1 protein-coding gene is annotated in these 1,324 nt (G+C 60.7%); it reads left to right on the top strand.

All coding sequences use genetic code 11. The features are described 5' to 3' along the window. The first annotated feature begins 33 nt into the window (after nt 1–33). Entirely contained in the window at nt 34–1,065 is a 1,032-nt protein-coding gene (locus FHT02_RS21280; RefSeq protein WP_184092260.1) for an IS110 family RNA-guided transposase, read from the top strand. The last annotated feature ends 259 nt before the right edge of the window (nt 1,066–1,324 follow it).

Genomic DNA, 1,324 nt, shown 5'->3' with positions numbered 1-1,324 from the left:
TGGAGGTGTTGAACACCACTTGAGGAGGCGTCCATGTCGGAAGTTACCACGATTGGTTTGGATATCGCCAAGAATGTATTTCATGCCCATGGTGCGGATGCGCGTGGGGCAGCGCTGTTCAGCCGGAAGATCAGCCGCAGCAAACTGCTTGAGTTCTTTGCCCAGCAGCCGCGATGCACTGTTGCTCTGGAAGCTTGCGGAGGTGCCCATCACTGGGGTCGCGAGCTCACGCACCTAGGCTTTGATGTGAAGCTGATTCCGCCTGCTTACGTGAAGCCATTTGTGAAGCGGCATAAGAACGATGCGGTGGATGCCGAGGCGATCTGCGAGGCAGCGCAGCGCCCCAACATGCGGTTCGTGGCGATCAAAAGCGAGGAGCAGCAAGCTTCTGGTCTTGTGTTCCGCACCCGCGATTTGCTCGTGCGTCAGCGTACCCAGCTGATCAATGCGATCCGAGGTCACCTCACCGAGTATGGCTGGGTGGCACCGAAAGGCCCTTCGCACGTGCTGATGCTCGGTGACCTGCTGGAGGACGAGATGGGCTCATCGATACCTGATGCAGCCAGGACAATGATACGAACCATGCTTGGTTTGCTGAAGGAGCTGAATGACAGGATCGGCGATCTCGATAAGGAGATCGCACGGCGAGCGCGTGAGGATGCGACGGCAAGGCGGCTCATGACGATTCCCGGCGTGGGGCCGATCACGGCCACCGCGATTGCTGCTCTGGCGCCGCCGGCCGAAACCTTCGCCAAGGGCCGCGACTTTGCCGCCTGGCTCGGCCTAGCGCCGCGACAAGCCTCGACAGGAGGCAAGCAGAAGCTGGGTTCAATCACGAAAATGGGCGAGCGAACACTTCGACGCTTGCTCATCATCGGCAGCAGCGCTGTGGTGCTACAGGCGAGCAAGCGAGGCGCTCCTTCAGGATCGTGGCTTGAGCAGATGCTGGCCAGGAAGCCGCGCATGCTGGTTAGTGTCGCGCTCGCTAACAAGACGGCGCGGATCATCTGGGCGCTGCTCATGAGCAAAGAGGATTACAGAGCTCCGGTCGCAGCTGCGGCGTAAGCCAACGCGGACCAGGGGTCGTCGGAAGACGTAGTCGGTCGAAGGAGGGTATGGCACAACAGTCGGCGAGACGGGGCCGGAAGAACCAGTGCTTTCCACCGTGCCACGAGCACGCTTAGGGTGAAGTGGTTCCGGTCCGCGAACTCCCATACGGGCCCGCAGCCTCTAGGCTGCACTAGAGGCCGGACAGATGGCAGCATCCGACTACATGCCTCACCCTCCAATTACCGCTTGCGTCTTTGCGGGCGTCCACAGATGG

This window comes from Sphingomonas xinjiangensis (assembly GCF_014199255.1).
Taxonomy (GTDB): Bacteria; Pseudomonadota; Alphaproteobacteria; order Sphingomonadales; family Sphingomonadaceae; genus Sphingomonas; species Sphingomonas xinjiangensis.
This window is presented reverse-complemented; position numbering and strand designations above follow the sequence as displayed.

Coding starts and splice junctions, on each gene's coding strand:
- FHT02_RS21280 (WP_184092260.1), top strand. CDS start 34: ATGTCGGAAGTTACCACGATTGGTTTGGATATCGCCAAGAATGTATTT.